Origin of the sequence: Flavobacterium azizsancarii, from assembly GCF_027980145.1 — a bacterium.
GTDB lineage: Bacteria > Bacteroidota > Bacteroidia > Flavobacteriales > Flavobacteriaceae > Flavobacterium > Flavobacterium azizsancarii.
Window position 1 is genome coordinate 77,656 of the sequence record NZ_JAMZNK010000005.1, and the last position, 18,092, is coordinate 95,747.

The 18,092-nt window shown below is 32.6% G+C and carries 19 protein-coding genes; 9 read left to right on the top strand and 10 right to left on the bottom strand.

Annotated elements, in window-relative coordinates:
- Positions 1 to 96 precede the first annotated feature (96 nt).
- The 5 genes from NJT12_RS04740 (at position 97) to NJT12_RS04760 (ending at position 3,531) form a co-directional block, all read left to right on the top strand.
- Positions 97 to 627 (top strand): DUF2199 domain-containing protein, encoded by a 531-nt coding sequence (locus tag NJT12_RS04740; protein WP_271334754.1) that lies wholly within the window; start codon positions 97 to 99, stop codon positions 625 to 627.
- A gap of 2 nt (positions 628 to 629) precedes the next feature.
- Positions 630 to 836 (top strand): hypothetical protein, encoded by a 207-nt coding sequence (locus tag NJT12_RS04745; protein WP_271334755.1) that lies wholly within the window; start codon positions 630 to 632, stop codon positions 834 to 836.
- A 29-nt stretch (positions 837 to 865) separates the two neighbouring features.
- A complete protein-coding gene (locus NJT12_RS04750) occupies positions 866 to 1,060 on the top strand; it encodes a hypothetical protein (protein WP_271334756.1) in 195 nt (64 codons plus the stop codon).
- A gap of 19 nt (positions 1,061 to 1,079) precedes the next feature.
- Entirely contained in the window at positions 1,080 to 2,282 is a 1,203-nt protein-coding gene (locus NJT12_RS04755; RefSeq protein WP_271334757.1) for a tetratricopeptide repeat protein, read from the top strand.
- Positions 2,283 to 2,484: 202 nt separating this feature from the next.
- Complete coding sequence (locus tag NJT12_RS04760) at positions 2,485 to 3,531, top strand: o-succinylbenzoate synthase (protein WP_271334758.1); 1,047 nt, start codon at positions 2,485 to 2,487, stop codon at positions 3,529 to 3,531.
- A 95-nt stretch (positions 3,532 to 3,626) separates the two neighbouring features.
- Here NJT12_RS04760 and NJT12_RS04765 read toward each other — a convergent pair whose 3' ends face one another.
- Entirely contained in the window at positions 3,627 to 4,178 is a 552-nt protein-coding gene (locus tag NJT12_RS04765) for a hypothetical protein (RefSeq protein WP_271334759.1), read from the bottom strand.
- Between the two features lie 20 nt (positions 4,179 to 4,198).
- Complete coding sequence (locus NJT12_RS04770; RefSeq protein ID WP_271334760.1) at positions 4,199 to 5,023, bottom strand: OmpA family protein; 825 nt, start codon at positions 5,021 to 5,023, stop codon at positions 4,199 to 4,201.
- A 290-nt stretch (positions 5,024 to 5,313) separates the two neighbouring features.
- On the opposite strand from NJT12_RS04770, the gene NJT12_RS04775 reads away from it, so the two are divergent.
- The gene (locus tag NJT12_RS04775) at positions 5,314 to 5,787 is read left to right on the top strand and encodes a CYTH domain-containing protein (protein ID WP_271334761.1); all 474 of its coding nucleotides are present in this window, start codon (positions 5,314 to 5,316) and stop codon (positions 5,785 to 5,787) included.
- A 6-nt stretch (positions 5,788 to 5,793) separates the two neighbouring features.
- Positions 5,794 to 6,762, top strand: coding sequence for a YpdA family putative bacillithiol disulfide reductase (locus tag NJT12_RS04780; RefSeq protein ID WP_271334762.1), 969 nt, complete (start codon positions 5,794 to 5,796; stop codon positions 6,760 to 6,762).
- Positions 6,763 to 7,020: 258 nt separating this feature from the next.
- Here NJT12_RS04780 and NJT12_RS04785 read toward each other — a convergent pair whose 3' ends face one another.
- Together NJT12_RS04785 and msrA are read right to left on the bottom strand one after the other, a co-directional pair.
- Positions 7,021 to 8,589 (bottom strand): protein adenylyltransferase SelO, encoded by a 1,569-nt coding sequence (locus NJT12_RS04785; protein WP_271334763.1) that lies wholly within the window; start codon positions 8,587 to 8,589, stop codon positions 7,021 to 7,023.
- A 122-nt stretch (positions 8,590 to 8,711) separates the two neighbouring features.
- A complete protein-coding gene (gene msrA / locus NJT12_RS04790; protein WP_271334764.1) occupies positions 8,712 to 9,245 on the bottom strand; it encodes a peptide-methionine (S)-S-oxide reductase MsrA in 534 nt (177 codons plus the stop codon).
- A 181-nt stretch (positions 9,246 to 9,426) separates the two neighbouring features.
- Here msrA and NJT12_RS04795 point away from each other — a divergent pair, with 181 nt between their 5' ends.
- Positions 9,427 to 10,914 carry an aminotransferase class V-fold PLP-dependent enzyme gene (locus NJT12_RS04795; protein WP_271334765.1) on the top strand — a complete coding sequence of 496 codons (1,488 nt, stop codon included), beginning with the start codon at positions 9,427 to 9,429 and terminating at the stop codon, positions 10,912 to 10,914.
- Positions 10,915 to 11,478: 564 nt separating this feature from the next.
- Here NJT12_RS04795 and NJT12_RS04800 read toward each other — a convergent pair.
- The 6 genes from NJT12_RS04800 to NJT12_RS04825 form a co-directional block, all read right to left on the bottom strand.
- Positions 11,479 to 13,221, bottom strand: coding sequence for an APC family permease (locus NJT12_RS04800; RefSeq protein WP_271334766.1), 1,743 nt, complete (start codon positions 13,219 to 13,221; stop codon positions 11,479 to 11,481).
- 141 nt (positions 13,222 to 13,362) lie between these two features.
- Positions 13,363 to 13,833, bottom strand: a complete 471-nt coding sequence (locus tag NJT12_RS04805; RefSeq protein ID WP_271334767.1) for a nuclear transport factor 2 family protein — start codon at positions 13,831 to 13,833, stop codon at positions 13,363 to 13,365.
- Positions 13,834 to 13,886: 53 nt separating this feature from the next.
- Positions 13,887 to 14,411: a hypothetical protein gene (locus tag NJT12_RS04810; protein WP_271334768.1), complete on the bottom strand. Its 525-nt coding sequence runs from the start codon at positions 14,409 to 14,411 to the stop codon at positions 13,887 to 13,889.
- A 9-nt stretch (positions 14,412 to 14,420) separates the two neighbouring features.
- The gene (locus NJT12_RS04815) at positions 14,421 to 14,897 is read right to left on the bottom strand and encodes a hypothetical protein (protein ID WP_271334769.1); all 477 of its coding nucleotides are present in this window, start codon (positions 14,895 to 14,897) and stop codon (positions 14,421 to 14,423) included.
- 6 nt (positions 14,898 to 14,903) lie between these two features.
- A complete protein-coding gene (locus tag NJT12_RS04820) occupies positions 14,904 to 15,581 on the bottom strand; it encodes a peptidoglycan DD-metalloendopeptidase family protein (RefSeq protein WP_271334770.1) in 678 nt (225 codons plus the stop codon).
- A 13-nt stretch (positions 15,582 to 15,594) separates the two neighbouring features.
- Entirely contained in the window at positions 15,595 to 16,260 is a 666-nt protein-coding gene (locus NJT12_RS04825; RefSeq protein ID WP_271334771.1) for a spermidine synthase, read from the bottom strand.
- Between the two features lie 203 nt (positions 16,261 to 16,463).
- Between NJT12_RS04825 and NJT12_RS04830 the strand changes: the two genes are divergently transcribed.
- Positions 16,464 to 17,774 carry a site-specific integrase gene (locus NJT12_RS04830; protein ID WP_271334772.1) on the top strand — a complete coding sequence of 437 codons (1,311 nt, stop codon included), beginning with the start codon at positions 16,464 to 16,466 and terminating at the stop codon, positions 17,772 to 17,774.
- Positions 17,775 to 18,092 lie beyond the last annotated feature (318 nt).

Consider the following 18,092-nt stretch of genomic DNA (forward strand, 5'->3'; position numbering starts at 1 on the left):
TTTCGGCTATATCTTTTTTGAGAAGATAAAAAATCTTCTCAAAAAAGGATACCACCTCTATCGGGGCTATAATTTTAGTTTTCATAAGAAATTTACATGAACGATACGATTAAATTCATTTGCGATTGTTGCGGCAAAGAACATGAAAGCTGGCCCGCAATAACTTATAATTCCCCTTATAGTTATAGTAATCTTTCCCCTCAGGAAAAAGAAGAGATTGCAGTAATTGATCAGGATTTTTGTGTCGTTAAATATGCTGATAATGACATTGACCGATTTATAAGAGTCGTTCTAGTTCAAAAAGTAAAAGATCATTGCGAAAACCTGGAATATGGTTTTTGGGTTTCATTAAGCGAAAAAAGTTTTGACGATTATCTTGAAAACTTTGATAATGAAAACCATGAAACACAATATTTTGGCTGGCTTTCGAGTTATATTCCAGAATATGAATTTCCTGAAAGCATTACAACAACAGTTATTACAAAAACCGGTAATGACAGACCTGAAATTTTCCCTCATAAAGATTCCGAGCATCCCTTTGTAAAAGATTATTATGATGGTATTACAAAAGAAGAAGCCCAAAAAAGGATTAAAAGCATGATGCAATCAACCAATCAAATTACATAGGTATGAATTTAAGGACAGTTTTCTTGTTTGTTTTTATTATTGTTTCAAATGCCGCTTTTGCACAAAAATGCTCATGTGAAGATAATTTTAACTGGCTCAAAAAAAACTTCGAAGAAAACGATGCCGGTTTTCAATATGTAATTGACAAAAAGGGATTGACTGAGTATCAAAATCATAATAATCTTTTTAGCAAAAAAGTAAAAAAGTAAAACTTTTTGGAACTACAACAGAAGGTGTTTTGGATATTTCTAACATGCATTTTGTTGATTTTCCGTGCAAAGATTTAAAACTGGGATATTCGCTTTCAAAAAGTTTAAGAATTCCAGATATGGAAGTTGATCAAAAAGGTATTCAGCCAGATTTTTACATTGATAAAACTATTAAGGATTATGATTGGGTTAGATTTACAGAAAACATATTGAAAGCAAATTAGGTTTTAAAATTTATAGAAAATGAATTTCAAGAAAATATTTTTATTTCTTTTCGTTGTATCATCATACAATTCTTTCGCTCAAAAAGATGGTTATTGGGACAAAGAGCGCGCTACAACAAAGGAAATTATAGTTTCGGCACGAGACAGAATTCTTCTAAAAACAGAAGATCTACCAGTTGGCACTACAGAAATCGTATATAGAATTACACTTTTAGACGAAAATCAACAAATGTCAAATAGTTTGGTTTCAATATTAAAGTCAATTCCCGATCCCACCGGAATTAGCCAGGGATCTGCGGGAGCAGTTTTTTTAATGTCTAAAATTTCTGGCGACGATACCTGTACATATGCACTTTTTACTTCAAATGAAAATGCAAAGAAATACGTTGCAGATGGTAAAACTGATAAGGCATGTTATGCTCAGGAAGTTGCACTGAGTAAAGATGCTAAACGATTATCTCTCGATAAATCATCTTGTTTAGGACAAGACATCAATACAATCTGGTTTGGTTTTCATAGCAAAAACTGGCTTTTAAATCAAAAAATTGTCTTAGAAGTTGTGCCATGGGTAGACACAAAATTAAATCGAGGATGGAATCAGGACAATAAAAATGAGATTATAAGTCTTTGTAAAACTTCTACGATGGCTCAGAAAATGGCCAATTCTGATGATTTTTGTGTTTGTATACTTGATAAAATCAGCAAACAATACCGTTATTCCGAGTTTCAGAAATTATTGCCAATAGAAAAAAATAAAGCTTATAAAGACTTTGGAAACAACTGTTATAAAGATGCTGATATTTCTAAAAACGTTTACAACGACTTAAGAACTCAGGTTTCGATTTTAATAAAACTGCAAAAATACAACGAAGCGATTCAAAAGCTGAATGTCATTATTAATGACGGAAAAGCAACTGCGATCGATTATAGCTCTATTGGATATTGCTATATTTTGACCAGGCAATACGCAAAAGCAATAAAATTTCTAAAAGAAGGCGAAAAGTTAGATGACACAGAGTTATTGGTAAAATTAAATCTGGCACATGTTTATTTAGTGAGTGATGATTACAGTGAAGCAAAAGCAATCTATAAAAAATACCAGACACAAAATGTTACAGACAGTTTAAGCTGGAAAGAAAAAACAAAACAAGACTTCACAGTTTTTGAGAAAGCAGGTCTGCCATCAAAAGATTTTGAAAGAGTTTTAAAATTATACAATTAATAAAAATTTCGCCACTGATTACACAGATTAAAAAGAGTAACGAAATATTAAATATAATTATTTTAAACGAGCCATTAAGCCATTAAGAAAATTAAGCATTTCTTCTTAATTTTCTTAATCTCTTAATGGTAAAAAAAATAAAACATCTAATGTTTAAAAAAAAAATTAATCTGTGCAATCTGTGGCCAAAAAATAAGATATTTTGAAAGCAACTTACCACAAATACATGTTAGAGTTTAAACGCCCTTCCGGAACTTCCAGGGGTGTTATGACCGAAAAAGAAACATGGTTTATTGTCCTTGAGGAAAACGGAAAAAAAGGAATAGGCGAGTGCGGAATTCTCCGTGGTTTAAGTGCCGATGATCGCGACGATTACGAAGCAAAACTCAATTGGACTTGCCAGAATATACATTTGGGAGAAACAGCTCTTTGGGAAGCATTATTAGAATTTCCGTCGATACAATTCGGAATCGAAATGGCTTTTTTATCCCTTAACAGTAAAAATCCATTCCTATTGTTTCCATCTGATTTTACTAATAATTCTAAATCAATTACCATAAATGGTTTAGTCTGGATGGGCGAGGAGGCGTATATGAAACAGCAAATCGAAGAAAAATTAGCAGATGGTTTTAATTGTATTAAACTTAAAATTGGTGCTATAGATTTCGATAAAGAGTTAGAATTATTACGTTTTATAAGATCCCATTTTTCCGCAGATCAAATAGAAATAAGAGTGGACGCCAATGGCGCTTTTGCTTTAAGTGAAGCTTTAGAAAAACTGAATCAATTAAATCAATTTCAATTACATAGTATAGAGCAACCTATAAAAAAAGGAAATATTGATGCAATGGCAAGTTTGTGTAAAAATACTCCATTTCCTATCGCTTTGGATGAAGAATTAATTGGTGTTTTCTCCCTGGAGGAAAAGGAAAAATTGCTACAGGAAATTAAGCCTCAATACATCATTCTTAAACCAAGTTTTGTTGGTGGTTTCAAAGGGACAAAAGAATGGATTGATTTAGCAGAAAAATTTAAAATAGGATGGTGGATTACTTCAGCATTAGAAAGTAATATTGGACTAAATGCGATTGCACAATGGACATTCACTCAAAATTCAAAAATGCCGCAAGGCTTGGGAACCGGAGCACTTTATACCAATAATTTTGATTGCCCACTTGAAGTTTTACAAGGGAAATTATGGTACAATACAAGTAAAAAATGGGACGCTTCTTTTTTGGAAAATTCATAAAAAACAAGCTGAAAATTCCATATTAAAAAAGGTACAGAGTACAAAGCCTTTGAACCTTTGTAAATCTGCACCTTTGAACCTTTAAAATTATTTTTTTACTCTTTTCCTCCAAGTAAATTTTGTTGCCAGTCTTTTAATTCCTGCCATTTTCCCTGATACGCCAACAAGGCTTGTTTTGCCCAGGTACTTGGATTGTGAATTGCAAAGTTTTCGCCGCCGGCATCTAAAATTGATTGTAGTTTTTCAGTTGGAGTTTCTGATAATTCACGCCAGGTGGTAATTCCTGCAGTATTAAATAATGCTTCGATTTTAGGACCAATTCCTTCGACAACCTTCAGATCATTTTCTTTTATTTTTTTGCCATAAACAGTTGCTGCCAAAGCACCATCGAATAATATTCCAGTGGCAACATTAGAGGCAAAAGATTGTGTAGGTGTACTAACAGAAGCTTTTGATGCCAAATCAGCTTCGAGTGAAGAAATTTTAGCATTTAAACTTCTTGTGTTTGCTTTGCACGCATCTAAATCAGCTTGTAATGACAATGCAAGAGAATCATCTCCTTTCGAATTCATTTTTCCCAGTAAGTAACCTAAAATTCCACAGATTAACCCCACTAGTGCAGGTATTAAGATACAAGGTATATTCATAATAGTACATTTTTGATTAATTATTTGATAGTAATTACAGTTCTTCTGTTGTTTGCTTTACCTTCTTTAGTTGTATTTTCGCCAATTGGCTCATCCGGACCTTTTGATTCTGTTGTGATACGAGCGCCGTCAATACCTTTTTTAGATAAGTAATTTTTAGAAAATTCCGCACGTTTTTGACCAAGAGCAACATTAGAATCGCGATTACCAACATCATCAGTATGTCCAACAGCTAAAATAAGCGCATCTTTTACGTGTTCCATATATTTTACTAAATCTGCCACTTTTTGTTTCTCAACATCAGTTAATTTATCACTTGATTTATTAGTGTTGAAATGCAGAATTAGCGGATCACCATTAATTTTATCCTTCAAAATCACCCATTCATCAGTTGATACGGCGGGAGCAGCTTCTAAAGCTTCAAATTTGTATTCCGCAGGTCCTAATAGTGTATCAGAACTTGTTTTCCATTTGTCCGTTATTGTTCCTTTTGTATCAAACTGAGAAGCTAATAAACCTTTAGAGACAAAATATTTTTTAATATCATTTGCCCTCGCAAGACCGAGATTCTCAAAACTTGTCGTGTTTTTTTCGTCAGATGTAGCATAACCCGTTATGGTTATTTTTTGCTTTGGATTTGCAATTAAAAATGTTTTAAGATTTTCAATTCCAATTGATATAGAATCACTAACAGGCAGAACTACTGCAAAACTGTTTTTAAGGAACTTGATATTATCATTGGTATGATAATCAATTCCTGAACCATTTAGAATAAAAGGGACAAAAATAGCGTCCTGAGCCACAACAACCGGTACTTTTTCGGTATCAACTGTTGGTGTTTTCATAGTACAATTGCAACAAAATTTCACATACAAAAAAGTACCCAAAATGATTGTTATTGCAATGCCTAATAGATAAAGTGCTTTTTTAGACATAAGGAATGAAGTTAAGATTCTATCAAATTTAACAAAAAAATAAATACAGAATACATTAATAATCAGATATTTTCAACTTATCTATTTAATTTTGAGTTGTTTACAAGTGTGACTTAAAAACATGATATATTAATAAATCTCCATTTTAGGACTGAACTAAATTGAGTAACTTGCATAAAAAATTAATATAAGGAAGCGAAATGGTCGAAATAGAAAGAAAATTTCTCGTAAAATCAGCTGATTTTAAAGAGCAGTCTTTTACTCAAAATAAAATAGCGCAGGGATATTTAAGTTCCGTTCCTGAAAGAACTGTCAGAGTTAGAATTAAAGGCAATAAAGGCTTTATTACGATAAAAGGAATTAGTCAGCAAGGTGGAATGTCACGTTTTGAATGGGAGAATGAAATACCTCTTGACGAAGCACAAGAGCTGCTTAAATTATGCGAAAAAGGCAAAATAGAAAAAACCCGTTTTGAAATAAAATCAGGAAATCATATTATTGAAGTCGATGAATTTTACGGAGAAAACGAAGGTTTAATTATGGCAGAAATTGAATTAGCATCTGAAGACGAAATATTCGAAAAACCGGAATGGCTGGGAGAAGAAGTAACAAATGACGAAAGATATTACAATGCTTATTTGAGTAAAAATCCTTTTAAACAATGGGGAAAATAAAGAGTTATGACAGAACAATATGATTTGATCATTGTTGGAGGCGGTCCTATTGGATTAGCTTGTGCAATCGAGGCTCAAAAGAAAAACTTACGTTACTTAATTATCGAAAAAGGAGCAATTGTAAATAGTATTTTCAACTATCCTTTGTATATGACCTTTTTTTCAACAGCTGAAAGACTGGAGATCGGGGATATTCCGTTTAATTGTCTCGCACCAAAACCTGGTAGACAAGAAGCTTTAGAATATTACAGAAACATTCATCGTTATTTTAAATTTTCAATTCATTTGTTTGAAAAAGTAACTCAGGTTAAAAAATTAGAGAATTTACTTTTTAAAATTACAACAAATAAATCTTCCTATGAAGCAAAGAATGTTGTAATAGCAATAGGTTTCTATGATCTTCCGATCTTAATGAATATAAAAGGAGAAGAATTACCAAAAGTGCGCCATTATTATAAGGAAGCTCATGAATATGCTTTTAGAAATATTTTAGTTGTTGGCGCAAATAATTCATCAGTTGATGCCGCTTTGGAGTGCTGGAGAAAAGGAGCAAATGTGACGATGGTTATTCGCAAAAACGAAATCAACAATCGGGTAAAATACTGGGTAAAACCTGATATCGAAAACCGAATTGCAGAAGGTAGTATTACAGCTTATTTCGAATCTAATATTTCTGAAATCAGGGAAAAGGAAGTAGAGATAGAAACTCCAAATGGAAAAATTACGATAGAAAATGATTTTGTTTTAGCACTTACAGGATATAAACCAGACTTGACTTTTCTTGAGAAAATGGGGATTCAATTATCAGATGATGAATTAAAAACGCCAATGTACAATCCTGAAACAATGGAAACAAATATAAAAGGTTTGTTTTTGGCAGGAGTTGTTTGCGGCGGAATGCAGACGCATAAATGGTTCATAGAAAATTCCCGTATTCATGCCAATATGATCGTGGATTACATTACTTATGAGTAAAAAAAGTTTGCCATGAGTTTCGCGATAACGAACAAGTGAATTATTTTTTAGTAATTCAAATAAAAAATTAGTACGAATTCGTGAAATTCGTGGCAAAAAAAATGATATTACTGTCATTTCAAGCGAAGCAGAGAACACTTTACGCATTTCGACTTCGCTCAATGAGACAATCTTACTGAATCAATTAGTGCTAATTCGTTGAATTCGTGGCAAAAAGAAATCTTACTGGCTTCAAGCAAATTCGAAATACTCGTCAGCTTATGAACTACAAGAAAGCATAGAACAGCCCACTTTAGATCGTGCCCAATCCGGTCGTTTTGCAAACCATTTTTCATATTCCGGCTGTTCATCGTATGGTTTTTGCAATAATAAATACAATTCGTCTATCAAAGAATAATCGCCTTGATCAGCGGCATCAATTGCCAATTGAGACATATAATTTCTCAGTACATATTTTGGATTTATTGCATTCATTTTTTCTGAACGATTTTCATCTGACAACTCTTCGGTTTTTAATCTTTCGAGATAAACAGCAAACCATTTTTTCCAGGAATCGAGAATATCTCCTGAAATTTCTTCAGGAATATAAAAGGAATTCTTAATTTTTTCTATTGCAGTTTCGACTGAATCTATCTTTTGAATTGTGCTTAAATTTCTAAAAAAGATTGTCATATCAGTTTCAGATAATTGTAAAACTGTTTCTAAAGCAGTAATTAATTTATCGTCATTTTTACTTAAAGTAAAAACACCTAATTTGCTTAAAAACATTGTTTTATAATCAGATTCAAAATCAGTAAAAAATGATTCCAATATTTTTTCTAAAGGCTCAGCTTCGTTAATTAACGGATAAAGAGCATTTGCTAATTGATATAAATTCCATTGAGCAATTTGAGGCTGATTTCCAAAACGGTATCTTCTATTTTGACTGTCCGTAGTATTTGGCGTCCAATTTGGGTCATAGTTTTCCAGCCAGCCATAAGGACCATAATCAATTGTAACACCGTGAATCGACATGTTATCTGTATTCATAACACCATGTACAAAACCAACACGCTGCCAATGTAGAATCATTTCGCGGGTCTTGTCAGCTACTGTTTTAAAAAACTGCAAATACTGTTCTTTAGGTTCACCTTTAATTTCCGGAAAATAATGTTTGATATTGTATTCTGTAAAATCTTTTAAATTTTTGAGTTCATTTCTGGCTGTCAGCATTTCGAAACTTCCAAAACGAATAAAAGAAGGAGCAACACGACAAACAATTGCACCTTTTTCGTATGCTGGATTTCCGTTGTATAAAATATCACGTAAAACTAGATCACCTGATAACATCAGCGAAAGCGATCGGGTAGTAGGAACTCCTAAATGATACATTGCTTCAGCACAAAGGTATTCTCTGACAGAAGAGCGCAAAACCGCTAAACCATCAGCAGTTCTGGAATACGGTGTTTTTCCTGCTCCTTTTAATTGAAGTGTAAAAAAATCGTTATTATGTTCGACTTCGGTTAAATTAATAGCCCGGCCATCGCCCAATTGTCCAGCCCAGTTCCCAAATTGATGCCCAGCATAACACATAGCATACGGACGTGTTTCAGGAAGAATTTCTTTTCCGGAAAAAGTATTCAAAAAAGCTTCAGACTTAATTTCATCTTTAGAAATACCTACCAGTTCAGCTACTTCTTTAGAAGCATGAATAAGTTTAGGATTAGACGGTTTTGTTGGATTTACATAAGAAAAAACCGCATTAGAAACCTGACGAGTTTCATTGGTTTCGTTGGGATCTGCAGGTAATTCGGCAGTAAATCTGTTATTTATTTTTAAATTTTTCATCTGGATAATTTTTTAAGCCACAGATTATACAGATTAAAATGATTCTTTTTAAATCTTTGATAGATTTAAAAGTAAGTAAGGAAAATCATTGCAATCTTTCTAATCTGCAGCAAAAACTTTTATTAGTCAACCAATTTATCTGCGTACATTTTTTTTAATTTCTGTACTTTCGGATCAATTACGATCTGGCAATAACGGGCGTCCTGATTGTTATTGTAATAGTTTTGATGATCTTCTTCGGCTTCATAAAATACCTCAAGAGGGATCAATTCAGTTACGATTGGATCTTCGTATAAAGGTGTAACTTCTTCAAAAACTTTTTCAGCTATTTCCTTTTGTTCAGCATCATGATATAATACGACAGAACGATATTGCGTTCCTGCATCAGCTCCCTGACGATTAAGGGTAGTAGGATCGTGACTTGTCATGAATATGAAAATGAGATCATGATATGAAATTATGTCAGGGTTAAAAGTAACTTGTATCACTTCGGCATGACCGGTTCTGCCAGTACAAACTTCGCGATAAGGCGGATTCTTAATAAAACCTCCGGAGTATCCTGACTTCAAGGATTCTATTCCTTTTAAACGCTGAATGACAGCCTCAATACACCAAAAACATCCACCACCAAAAGTAGCTATTGATAAATTTTCCATAAAATAGTATTGTTAAGTTTCTATTGCCCTATTAATCCGATAGAATATTATGATAAATTGCTAATAAATAAGCTGTTTAATTAAATATATCAATTGGTTATTTAATATTTGAAGTTTACAATTGATAAATTCGCAATTCTATTAAAAAGCAATATATTTGCAATCAAACACAGGCACACTAATGAATAGCAAAAATAGTACCATCACTTTAGAAACTTATTTTCAGGATTTTAGACAACATATTGTTGGAATTGAGCAGGAATTTACTTCACCTTATGGCAAAAAAAAGATCATTTATACTGATTGGACTGCCAGCGGAAGGTTATATCGCCCTATTGAAGATAAACTTCTGAATGATTTTGGGCCTTTTGTAGCCAATACACATACAGAAACAACTGTGTCAGGTACTGCCATGACAAAAGCATACCATCATGCCAGAAATATCATCAAACGTCATACAAATGCCAATAATGATGATGTTTTAATTACAGACGGAACCGGAATGACGGGTGTTGTTAATAAATTTCAACGTATTTTAGGTCTTAAAATCCCTGAGAATTTAAAAGACTTTATTAGTGTTCCGGCAGAAAAAAAGCCAATTGTTTTTATTTCGCATATGGAACATCATTCTAACCAAACCTCATGGTTAGAGACGATTGCTGATGTTGAGATTATTCCGTCTTGTGAAAAAGGGCTTTTTTGTTTGGATAATTTAGCTTTATTATTAGAAAAATATGCTGACAGAACAATCAAAATTGCTTCGATTACGTCATGCTCAAATGTTACGGGATTAAAAACTCCTTTTCATGAAGCTGCAAAATTAATGCACAAACATCACGGAGTTTGTTTTGTAGATTTTGCTTGTTCAGGACCTTATGTCGAAATTGATATGCATCCTGAAGATCCTGAATCTTATCTTGATGCTATTTTCTTTTCTCCTCATAAATTTTTGGGAGGCCCGGGAACTTCAGGCGTTTTGATCTTTAATAAAAAACTATACAATAATATGATTCCTGATTGTCCGGGCGGAGGAACGGTAAGCTGGACAAATCCTTGGGGAGAACATAAATATATCGATAATATCGAGGATCGTGAAGACGGTGGAACTCCAGGTTTCCTGCAGGTTATTAAAACTGCACTGGCCATCGAGCTGAAAGAAGAAATGGGGATCGAAAATATTCTGCAGCGTGAGCATGAAATTGTTGATTACGTTTTTAACGAATTGAATCCTGTTTCTAATATTAAAATTTTGGCAGGACAGCACCAGAATCGTTTAGGTGTAATTTCGTTTTTTGTAGAAAATCTACATTTTAATCTGGGAGTAAAATTACTGAACGACAAATTTGGAATTCAAACCAGGGGAGGATGCAGCTGCGCGGGAACGTATGGACATTTTTTACTGCATGTAGATCAGGAAACTTCAAATAAATTGGTTGATGAAATTACTATTGGCGATTTAATCAAAAAACCGGGATGGATCAGAATGTCAATTCACCCAACTACTACTGATAAAGAAATTGCTTTTGTTTGCGAAAGCATTAAAGATTTAGCTCAAAACCATGAATTATGGGCTTTGGATTATTCGTATAATAAAAACACGAACGAGTTTATTCATAAAAACGCAAATTCATTTGAGGATGAATTGGTTGCTGGTTGGTTTAATTCGTAATGTTTTTTAATCTTAAAGTTTTTATTTTAGGAACTTAAATTTAACCGCAAAGGGTGCTAAGATTTTTCGCAAAGTTCGCAAAGCTAATTTAATACAAAGCTTTGCGAACTTTGTGTTTTTATAAAAGTGCTTAATTTAAAAGCTTTGAGATCTTTGTGGTAAAAAGGATCTTTTTCATAAAATTGCAGGTTAAAAATCAATCTAGTTTGCAAACTCCTTTTTTTTGGTTCTTATGAATAATAAATTTTTGGATTAGCCCAGATAGAGCCCTACTGTCTGGATACAAATATATTATTAATCAATTTTGAACACGAATTTGCTTCGCCTGTTCGACTTTCAGTCTCGGGTCACGAATTTGCACAAATTTTAATAGGTTAATTTAGTTTGTGAAATTAATTCCACAAACTAAATTAGTGTCAATTAGTGAAATTCGTGTTTGTTTTGTGCTTGTGTCCAGACGGTAGGATATTGGCGGTATCCTTTGAGAGGAACGAACAAAGATAAAGGCGAAAGCGGGACTAAAAGTCTTGAAAACCTGATTTATCTGCTACGGAACATATACAATTACATAATCAAACGAACTCCGCCTAAATCAGAAACTCTGTAAGAGAATTTATTTCCGGGCGAACCTATAAACATAAAGTTCTTTGGGATTTTCCATTTTTTGGATAATTCGTCTATTATTTCAGGACCAAAAACACCTTGTATTTCGAGATATTCCAAATCTATTTCGTCGTAAGCGCGATCAAGAACTTCGAGATCTTTTATTAAAGCTTCGTTTCTTGAAGTATTGTTTGTTACATATACGATCTTTAATTTATTTGTCGTTTCGTTTCCCTGAACATATTGAAGCACTTTATTTAAAATAGCAATATCATCGCCTTTGGTAAAAAAAACAAATTCCTGCGAATTTATTTCGACACTAAGTTTTTGTAAATAACGATTACTTAGAATTACCATTTTTCGTAAAGGCTGATAGAAATATTCTAAAGCTTGAATTAATAGCCGAATTAAAATGACACGATTGAGCATGATTCCGATAAAAATCAAAGAGGGAACCATGTATTTTAGAAATGTATAAAATGAATTGATATTCAATTTCATGTTCCCGATAAAAGCGGCGATAATAAATGAAACTGCTACAACTACTGCAATCCCGCGCGCGCGCTCAGGTCTTGGTAATTTTTTACGCTTAAATTTAAGTAATAAATTTCCAATTCCGAATAATGCCATTACAGCCAAAAATGAAAATGTATAAACACCGGCTAATGATTCTAAGTGTCCGCTGGTAGCAAAAAGCACAGAAATACAAAGGACTAAAAAACTGATAACGATTCGATAATGCGAACCTCTTTTATTTTGTTTCAGGAAATAATTGGGAAGAATTCTATCCAATGTCATTCGGTTTAATAATCCGGAAACCCCAACAAAGGAAGTAAGTACAGCTCCGCATAATACTAAAACGGCATCGATAGAAATTAACCATGCCAACCAGGATCCGCCGGTTGTTTGTCCTAAATAGGCAAGGAGTGCTTGTTTGTTTTCGCCAACTTCTGCAAGCGGAATGATACTTATTAATAGAATAGCTATTACAGGATTGAAGAAACTTACGATCGCCCACATATTTCGCAGTGTTTTTGGAAAAACCCCATGCTCTTGTTCTTCAACAAAATTGGCTGAACTTTCAAAACCTGAGATTCCAAGCATTGCTGCCGAAAATCCCAGAAAAAGCGCAGTTTTTATATTTCCGTATGCAATGGGGGCTTGCCAATTGATATAAAAAGTTTCTAAACCATTATTCAGGACAAACCACAACGATGCCAGAACAAGTAAACTTAAAGTTGCCAGATGGGTTATAAAAATAATAACCGCAACAAATGCAGATTCGCCAATTCCTAAAATTGCAAGTCCGGTAAACAGAATTAAAACAACAACTGTTGCAATGGTTACATCTAAACTTTGAAAAATTCCGTGCAGATAATGCATTCCTTCTGATGCCGAAATTACTGCTGTTGCCATATAAGACAAAACGGTTAATGTTGCAGCCAATGATGCCAATCGTTTTGTCGATGTATTTAATAAAACATTGTAAGCACCACCGTTTAAAGGAATTGCACCAACAACTTCTCCATAAATTTTTCTGAATAAGAATAAAACAATTGCAACAATTAATAAAGAAATCCAGGCATACTGACCTGCATATAAAATAGTTAATGCTGAAACATACAAACAAGAAGAGCTAATATCATTTCCGCAAATTGCTGTTGCCTGCAGCTGGTTTAATTTTTTGTGTACAAGTTCTTTCATAGTAATTCAAGATTAAAACACGATTAACTCAACAAAACTAGTAACAAGCAAGCAAATTCTTAAGAGTGGCAGATATATTGATAAAGACTAAAAATATATTTTAGCTAATGTGCGTATTTTTGAATTTCTAAGTTATAGAAATTATTTGGATTCCTGAAATTTTTTGAGTGACAATAAGGCTTGTTGCTGAATTTTCTTCTGAAAAAAGCCTGTCCAGCCTAACAAATAACCCATAGGACCAAAAGCCTGTTTAGACCATTTCCAAACATCAAAACTATCAATATGCGTGATGATTAATCCGTCTTGAAAAGTAAACTTTGCCGTGATTTTATTGACTACGTTTCTATTGGTTTTACTAAAATTATAGGAAGCAACCCATTTCGCTGAGCCTGAAAAATCATCTGCTTTTATATCTGAAAACTCTATTTTAATATTTCCTTTGCTTTTTAAAATTAGCATTTCCCACATTTTAGAAACCTGATTTTCTTTTAGCAAACCAAAAGCAGGATCTGTAAAATGAATTTTAGGATGGTAACATTCACTCATAGTTTTAGCATCGCTATTTGCAAAAGCAGTATAAAATTTTGTGATCAAAGCTTCGTTAGCATCCATAAGGAATAAATTAAAAGTATAAATATAGGATTTATTAGATCAAAATAATTTATTTACAAAGCGCTAATCGCTGCTGCAGTATCAAATGATTTTTTAGATTTATCGAAAGCCGTAGAAAAATATGTCATTTTATTTAAGGCGGTAAAATATCCGGTTTGATCTCCAAATGCATTAGAGCTTCCTTTTAGGATAAATCTAATGCCTCTAATATCATTCTTTTTTAATTTTGCCATTTCGGCCGGTGTAAAATAATAATATGTTGATGTTGTGCCATCGGCATTTTCATTGGTATTTTTGTCAACACAAGGTATTACATCGGCATTGGCCAAATCAACGTATAAACCTCCGGAAATTCTGGTTTTATCATCCGTAGTCTTAATGGTTAATTTTAAAACGCCTCCTTTTTCTGTTTTTGCAATCTGAACATTAGCTTCGCCTGTATAAACATATTTTTCGACTATGAAAGTATAATTCTCAGTCGCAGGATAAGGTTTTGATCCTTTTATACTCATTGTTTGCTGAGCATTTGCAAATGTTGAAATTAACAGTAATATTAAAAAAGGCAATTTTAAATTCATAGTGTTACTTTATTGTTCAGTTAGTTTTGAATCAAATTTTTCGTCCCAATCCATTGATTTAATGGAAGAAACCAAATTATCTTCATTTACAAAAACGCGCAATTCTTTATTGGCTATTTTTTTTGTGTATAAGGCGCGATAACGGTAAACAATCTCTTGTTTAGTTTTGTAAACGCCATCTAATTTTAAGTCTATAAAACTTCCGTAATATTGTCTAAAACGCTGACATGTTTTGGTCAGACGTTCCTCAGTTGTGTTTTCCCTAACCGATGCCGTAACTTCAGTTTCATTAAAAGGTTTAAACTTAGAGGTATTGCAAGTTTCTAAAACTCTTTTTCCTAATTCGTACGCTTTTTGCTGTTGGTTGGAATTAATTTCTGAACTGGAAATTTTCTTAATCTTCAAATCTTCAGTATCTCTACTAATTGTTTTCGATTTACATCCAATTAACAACAACAAACATATAATCAATCCTGCTTTCTTCATAACTATTTAAGTAATTTTTAATAATAAGTTGGGGTCGGGGCAGTTTTCTATATAGAAATTCAAATCATTTGTATTACAAACTCCGGGATAATCACCATAATATGCTTCAATATTTTTTATAATCTGAAAATGCAAATGTGGTGCGTAATCGCCATTAACTGTAGAGTTTCCTAAGGTTCCAATGATTTCACCTCTATTAAAAACTTTTCCAACACTAAGGTTTTCTATACTTTCTAACGATAAATGCCCGTATAAAGTATAAAATTTTTCATTTTCGATAATGTGCTCTAAAATTATTGTTGGACCATAATCTCCTAAACCAATATTATTCTTAAAGCTGTGCACTATTCCGTTTATTGGTGCCAAAACTGACGTATTTTCTTTTGCCCATAAATCCAGACCTATATGAATATTGCGTTCAGGGATGGCATCATTTTTAAAGATTGTACTTCGTTTATACAATGTCCGGCCTTCGATATAGCCGCCAAATGCTACTTCGGCATTATTCTTTTCTAAATAATTTGAAATGAAATTTTCAAATTCGGCAGCACTTTCAGGTTTAACCTGAACCAGCTCCTGATTGGTCACTGATAAATCAAGCGGAATATATTTTGAAATATCAATATCAGCATCAATAATCTTAGTAGGTGGTAAGGCTTTTAATATGGAGACGAGAGGTTTCATACAATTTTAAAATTTAGGCAACTTTTTCAATAATTATTAATTCATTATGCACTTCTATCCTGGGCAGCATTTTTGAAGAAAATAATTCAGAATTTATTTCAGAAATATATTTTCGGTTTCGAACATTGTGCGCTTCATCAAGAATCATAGTGTTAAAAAGAACGAAACCCTGATTTTGCAAAAGAGAACAAATGCGTCCGCTAAAAAAACTTTCAAATAAAAAATTTGGCATTTTGATATCTTCAAAAATATCAATAATAATAAGATCGTATTTATTTTTTGTCTTTAAAACAAATTCAAAAGCATCATCAATAATAATTTCCAATTGTTTAATTTGATCAAGGTTAAAATACTGATTTGCTATCTGAATCATATCCGGATCAATTTCGACACCAGTAATTTTTCCTTTATAATCAATTTCGTCTACTAATGTTTTGATAACACTTCCGCCCGCAACTCCTAATAATAAAATGTGATCCATTTTAAGAATGGCCTCATAACCAATATTCCTAAGTCCGTACCTTAATATACGCTGCAAACTTCCGTATGAATAATTGGTGTTCTCAGAATCCAGAACCAATTCTCCATTTGACCACGTAATTTCTATAATCTTACTTCTTTCTGATTTTTTTTTAAATATTTTTATTGGAATGATATAACTGAATAATTTTTGGATCATTTTAAATGCTTTTACTCAAATTTACCACTTATGCAATCAATGTTAATTAAAAATTAAAGCATTGTAAATTAATGAGTTGTGTTTATTTTTAGTTTAAAATTTGGTGTTAGTAATTACGATATTTTGTTAGTAACTATAGTTGTTGTTAGTAAATTAGTTAGTAAAAACATATAATTTTGCTCTTATAAAACTAATCAAAAAATATGGTAACTGAAAATATAATCTTTCAAAAAGACAAAGGTGACACCGATTTAGGGTACGTTTATGTGAATTTTAAAGAAAGGGGACAATCCTCTAAACGAGTTTCGACAAAGATTAAAATTAACCGTAAATATTTTGATGATTTTAAAAATGACGAGTTGCCAACTTTTAATCCCACAAAAGAATTTGATTATCAATCTTTAAATCAAAAGATTGTGGAAATTATCACAGGAAACAGTTTGCCTAAGTCAGCTACTGACGATTATATCGTTTACTTCAAAACATGGATGGATACCTTGTTGCATGGTGGTACAAGAACAACTTACAGAACGGTTTACAATCGACTAGTAAAAGATTTTCCGGACGGACTAAAATTTGCTGAAATGAACTCTAATTGGTTTTTTTCATACACAAAGAACCTTCGCACAAAACACAATCTAAGTCAAGGTTATACCAGGTTTACCATGGCTACTATTATCCATGCTTGCCAAGTAGCAAATGATGATGATAATCTGAACATAGACAAGATTCATTTTAAAATTTCAAAGTTAAAATTAAAAAATAATGAGAATGCAACCCATATACTTCTGAATGATGCTGATGTCAATCAACTTTTGGAATACAAGTACAACACAGAACATCCTAATAGAATAAACAAGAGAAGATTTGAATATATCAGTTTCGGGTTATGTCAATTGTTTGGAATGGGAGCAAGGTTTTCTGATATGCTTTTATTAAGACATGGAAATTTCACTAAAGAATGCATTTATATACAACTTCCTAAAACAAAGAAGTACAAACAAATACCTTATAGCATTATGCTACTAACGACAATGTACAAGTACATTCATCGTGAGTCAAAATTTACATTGCTCGAATTGGAGCGCATCGGTAATTATCTTAACGAACAGGAAAAACTGAAATGGTTGCGAGATAGTATTTTGGAATATGTTTCTGAATACCGACCTGAAGCATTTTTCTTCCGATTTGTACCAAAAGAACTTTGGGAATATGATTCGGCAGAACCTTTTAATGACGAACAGTTTGCAGCATTTTCAAGGGCTAGAACTTTATATAACACCAATTTAAGGCAGTATTCAATTGACCATGATTTTGGATTTTCATTATCAAGCCATGCTTTTAGGTATAAGTTTGTTGCCAATTGCCGTGAACAAAAGATAGGTATATATGAAATTTCAAAGATGCTTGGACATTCAAGAATTTCAACAACAGAAAATTATATAAAAAAACATTTCGGTTTTGATGATTCTTTAGAGATAATGAATGTTGTAGACAGGAAATATATTAAATAAACCTTGTCAGTAAATCTTAACAATCATATCTTTGAATTTTAGTACTGAGTCTTTTAAAGAGTTTTCGGATGTATATCAAATTACATTCATCGTTTTTAAGAAACTGAGAGTGAGAAATTACTCGATAAACTTAATTCTTATTACAATGGAATTGAAACAGAAAACTAAATTTGAAATAGTTTGTCGTTTCGTTGGCTTCATAGCTTCGGTATGCACTATTTTAGGATTTATTCTACTCTTACTTAGTGTAAAATAAAAAACAACCCCAACGTAGAGATACATTGGGGTTTCTTTTTTTTATTAGTTTTCGTAAAATGG

Bases quoted from the DNA above. Each gene is read 5' to 3' on its own strand.
- NJT12_RS04740 (WP_271334754.1), top strand. From the start codon at position 97: ATGAACGATACGATTAAATTCATTTGCGATTGTTGCGGCAAAGAACAT.
- NJT12_RS04745 (WP_271334755.1), top strand. From the start codon at position 630: ATGAATTTAAGGACAGTTTTCTTGTTTGTTTTTATTATTGTTTCAAAT.
- NJT12_RS04755 (WP_271334757.1), top strand. From the start codon at position 1,080: ATGAATTTCAAGAAAATATTTTTATTTCTTTTCGTTGTATCATCATAC.
- NJT12_RS04765 (WP_271334759.1), bottom strand. From the start codon at position 4,178: ATGAATATACCTTGTATCTTAATACCTGCACTAGTGGGGTTAATCTGT.
- NJT12_RS04770 (WP_271334760.1), bottom strand. From the start codon at position 5,023: ATGAAAACACCAACAGTTGATACCGAAAAAGTACCGGTTGTTGTGGCT.
- NJT12_RS04775 (WP_271334761.1), top strand. From the start codon at position 5,314: ATGGTCGAAATAGAAAGAAAATTTCTCGTAAAATCAGCTGATTTTAAA.
- NJT12_RS04780 (WP_271334762.1), top strand. From the start codon at position 5,794: ATGACAGAACAATATGATTTGATCATTGTTGGAGGCGGTCCTATTGGA.
- NJT12_RS04785 (WP_271334763.1), bottom strand. From the start codon at position 8,589: ATGAAAAATTTAAAAATAAATAACAGATTTACTGCCGAATTACCTGCA.
- msrA (WP_271334764.1), bottom strand. From the start codon at position 9,245: ATGGAAAATTTATCAATAGCTACTTTTGGTGGTGGATGTTTTTGGTGT.
- NJT12_RS04795 (WP_271334765.1), top strand. From the start codon at position 9,427: ATGAATAGCAAAAATAGTACCATCACTTTAGAAACTTATTTTCAGGAT.
- NJT12_RS04800 (WP_271334766.1), bottom strand. From the start codon at position 13,221: ATGAAAGAACTTGTACACAAAAAATTAAACCAGCTGCAGGCAACAGCA.
- NJT12_RS04805 (WP_271334767.1), bottom strand. From the start codon at position 13,833: ATGGATGCTAACGAAGCTTTGATCACAAAATTTTATACTGCTTTTGCA.
- NJT12_RS04810 (WP_271334768.1), bottom strand. From the start codon at position 14,411: ATGAATTTAAAATTGCCTTTTTTAATATTACTGTTAATTTCAACATTT.
- NJT12_RS04815 (WP_271334769.1), bottom strand. From the start codon at position 14,897: ATGAAGAAAGCAGGATTGATTATATGTTTGTTGTTGTTAATTGGATGT.
- NJT12_RS04820 (WP_271334770.1), bottom strand. From the start codon at position 15,581: ATGAAACCTCTCGTCTCCATATTAAAAGCCTTACCACCTACTAAGATT.
- NJT12_RS04825 (WP_271334771.1), bottom strand. From the start codon at position 16,260: ATGATCCAAAAATTATTCAGTTATATCATTCCAATAAAAATATTTAAA.
- NJT12_RS04830 (WP_271334772.1), top strand. From the start codon at position 16,464: ATGGTAACTGAAAATATAATCTTTCAAAAAGACAAAGGTGACACCGAT.